A 3,695-nucleotide genomic window follows, 5' to 3' on the forward strand; every position below is an offset into this window, starting at 1 on the left:
CCCGGCTACTTCATCGGTGAATTGAGGCTAAGTCACGAGAGAAAGCTTTCGACGCGTCGAATGACGGCCCAGAGGACCCTGTGCGCGGGCCCCGTCCGGGCGTCGACTTCACGGTCCTCGTGCCCACCACGATCATCGCTCTCATCGTGGTGATCTGGGGCGCCATGTACACCACTTCGTTCGAGAACGCCGCCGGTGAGGCGTTCTCGTTGGTGGTGGACACGGTGGGATGGCTGTTCATCCTCGTCTCCACCACGGTCGTGGTCTACGCGATCTACCTGGCCCTGTCCCGGTTCGGCGGCGTCCGGCTGGGTGGGGACGACGAGAAGCCGGAATACTCCACCCGGTCGTGGATCGCCATGATGTTCGCCGCGGGTATGGGGATCGGGTTGATGTTCTACGGCGTGTCCGAGCCGCTGACCCACTTCCAGGAGCCGCCGCCGGGGCAGGAGCAGCAGTACGACGTGGCCATGGCCACGACGACGTTCCACTGGACCCTGCACCCGTGGTCGATGTACGCGATCGTCGGGCTCGCGCTCGCCCTGGCCGCCTACCGCTTCAAGCGCGGCCACCTCATCTCCCAGGCGTTCGTTCCGCTCATCGGCGAGAAGCGGGCCGCGGGATGGATCGGCAAGGTCCTCGACATCGCGACCGTCGTCGCGACCATCTTCGGCACCGCGGCCTCGCTCGGCCTGGGTGCGCTGCAGATCCGGGCCGGGCTCAACGAGACCGGCGCGATCAGCGGTGGCGGCATCGCCCTGGTCGTGGGCGTCATCGTGGTCCTGGGCCTGGTGTTCCTCGCCTCGGCCGCCTCCGGGATCAGCCGCGGTATCCAGCTGCTGTCGAACATCAACCTCATCCTGGCGGTGTCGCTCGCGCTGTTCGTGGCGATCTTCTCCGGCGCCCTGTTCTTCATGCTCGACCTCATCCCCACCACGATCGGCACCTACTTCTCCGACTTCTTCGACATGGCCTCGCGTACCGCGGTGAGCGAGAACGGTGAGGCCGCCGAGTGGCTCTCCGGGTGGACGGTCTTCTACTGGGCGTGGTGGATCTCCTGGTCGCCGTTTGTTGGCATGTTCCTGGCCCGTATCAGCCGTGGGCGCACTGTTCGCGAGTTCATCATCGGCGTGGTCCTGATCCCCAGCACCCTGTCGGTGGTCTGGTTCTCCATCTTCGGCGGCTTCGCCCTCTACCTCGAGGAGGCCGGACGCAGCGTCTTCGGCGACGGGTCGCTCGAGCCGCAACTGTTCAACCTGCTCCGCGAGCTGCCGCTCGCGCCCGTACTCATGGTGGTGGCGATGGTCCTCATCGCCATCTTCTTCATCACCTCCGCGGACTCGGCGTCGATCGTCATGGGCGGGATGGCCCAGCACGGCGTGGAGGAGCCGACCCGTTGGCTCGTCATGCTCATGGGGTCGTTCACCGCCGCCGTGGCGATCATCATGCTGGTGGCCGGTGACGGTGGCGGCAACGCCCTGTCGAGCCTGCAGAACATGACGATCATCGCCGCCTCGCCGTTCGTGCTGGTGCTGATCGCGCTGTGCGTGTCCATCCACAAATCGCTCTCGCGAGATCCCGCGGCCGAGGAGGCCTGACGCGGTCCCGGCCCCCGCGGACGTGACCACTAGTCTGTAGCCCATGGCGAAGACAGTCCTGACCGCGGTCGCATGGCCGTACGCGAACGGCCCCCGGCACATCGGACACGTCTCGGGGTTCGGGGTGCCGTCGGACGTCTTCTCGCGCTACCAGCGGATGGCAGGCAACGACGTCCTCATGGTCTCGGGCACGGACGAGCACGGCACGCCGCTGCTCGTGCAGGCCGAGAAGGAGGGCGTGCCGGTCCAGGAGCTAGCGGACCGCTACAACCGGGTGATCGTGGACGACCTCGCCGGCCTGGGGCTGAGCTACGACCTGTTCACCCGCACCACCACGCGGAACCACTACGCGGTGGTGCAGGAACTGTTCCGGGGCCTGCACGCGAACGGCTACATGGTCGCCAAGACCACCACCGGTGCGGTGAGCCCGTCCACCGGGCGGACCCTGCCGGACCGCTACATCGAGGGCACCTGCCCCATCTGTGGTGACGACGGCGCCCGCGGGGACCAGTGCGACAACTGCGGCAACCAGCTCGACCCGGCCGACCTGAAGAACCCGGTCTCCAGGATCAACGGCGAGACCCCGAAGTTCATCGAGACCGAACACTGGTTCCTCGACCTGCCCGCCCTCGCGGACTCGCTGGGGGACTGGCTCAAGGGACGCAAGGACTGGCGACCCAACGTCCTCAAGTTCTCTCTCAACCTGCTCGAGGACCTGCGCCCGCGTGCCATGAGTCGCGACATCGACTGGGGGATCCCCATCCCGGTGGAGGGGTGGCAGGACCGCGGCGACAAGAAGCTCTACGTGTGGTTCGACGCCGTGGTCGGCTACCTGTCCGCCTCCATCGAGTGGGCGTGGCGTTCCGGGGAGCCCGAGGCGTGGCGGCGCTGGTGGACCGACCCCGAGGCCGTGTCCCACTACTTCATGGGCAAGGACAACATCACCTTCCACTCCCAGATCTGGCCGGCCGAGCTCATCGGCTACGACGGCCGGGGCGCCCACGGCGGCGAGCCCGGGGCGCTGGGCGCACTGAACCTGCCCACCGAGGTGGTCTCGTCCGAGTTCCTCACCATGTCCGGGTCCAAGTTCTCGTCCTCGCGCGGCGTGGTGATCTACGTACGCGACTTCCTGGCCGAGTTCGGCCCCGACGCGCTGCGCTACTTCATCTCGGTCGCGGGCCCGGAGAACCACGACACCGACTTCACCTGGGACGAGTACGTGCGCCGCACCAACTCCGAGCTGGTCGGCGGCTGGGGCAACCTCGTCAACCGCACCGTGTCGATGGCACACAAGAACTTCGGCGAGATCCCGCGGCCCGGCACCCTGACCGACGTCGACGCCGAGCTGCTGCGCGAGGCGGAGTCGGCCTTCGCCACCGTCGGCGCGCACCTCGAGCGCTCGCGGTTCAAGGCCGGCGCCACCGAGGCCATGCGCATTGTCGGCGCCGCCAACCGCTACATCGCCGCCACCGAGCCGTGGAAGCTGGCCAAGGAGCCCGACCAGCGCGAGCGTCTGGGCACCGTCCTGCACACCGCACTGCAGGTGGTCTCCGACGCCAACACGCTGCTCACCCCGTACCTGCCGTCGGCCTCGCAGCAGATCCACGGCGCGATCGGCGGGCAGGGCGTGTGGGCCGCCGCCCCGCAGGTGCACGAGGTCACCGACGACATGCCGGTCGAGCTCGTCGGAGAGGGGCTGCCCGACGCGGGCCGCAGTTACCCGGTGATCATGGGTGACTACGCCGCCGAGCAGGCGCGGTGGGCGCGCACCGAGATCACCCCGGGCACCCCGCTGGCCAAGCCCAGCCCGCTGTTCGCCAAGGTCGACCCCGAGTTGGCCGAGACCGGGCCGAGCTGGGCGCCCATCCAGCAGGAGGACTGAGGCGACCGTATGGGTAAGCGCAAGCCCCGGCCCACCCCCGTCCTGCCCGAGTCGCTACCCGGGCTCGTCGACGCACACACGCACCTCTACTCCTGCGGACACCGCACCGCCGACGAGGTGCGCGCCGCCGCAGACCGCGCCGCGCTCGCCGGGGTCGCGGCCCTGGTCACGGTGGGTGACGACCTGGCCGAGTCCGAGGCCGTCGTGGCCGCCGC

The 3,695-nt window shown here is 68.7% G+C and carries 2 protein-coding genes and 1 pseudogene; all 3 read left to right on the plus strand.

All coding sequences use genetic code 11. The features are described 5' to 3' along the window. The first annotated feature begins 80 nt into the window (after positions 1-80). The gene (locus tag G6024_RS15905) at positions 81-1,598 is read left to right on the plus strand and encodes a BCCT family transporter (RefSeq protein WP_235027948.1); all 1,518 of its coding nucleotides are present in this window, start codon (positions 81-83) and stop codon (positions 1,596-1,598) included. Between the two features lie 43 nt (positions 1,599-1,641). Then, positions 1,642-3,480, plus strand: coding sequence for a methionine--tRNA ligase (metG, locus tag G6024_RS15910; protein WP_159149144.1), 1,839 nt, complete (start codon positions 1,642-1,644; stop codon positions 3,478-3,480). Between the two features lie 9 nt (positions 3,481-3,489). Beyond that, positions 3,490-3,695: pseudogene (locus G6024_RS15915) on the plus strand (TatD family hydrolase); the annotation flags it as partial.

The organism is Dietzia maris (assembly GCF_014144855.1).
Lineage (GTDB): Bacteria > Actinomycetota > Actinomycetes > Mycobacteriales > Mycobacteriaceae > Dietzia > Dietzia kunjamensis.

Excerpts from the sequence above, each read along its gene's own strand:
- metG (WP_159149144.1), top strand. The coding sequence starts at position 1,642 with ATGGCGAAGACAGTCCTGACCGCGGTCGCATGGCCGTACGCGAACGGC.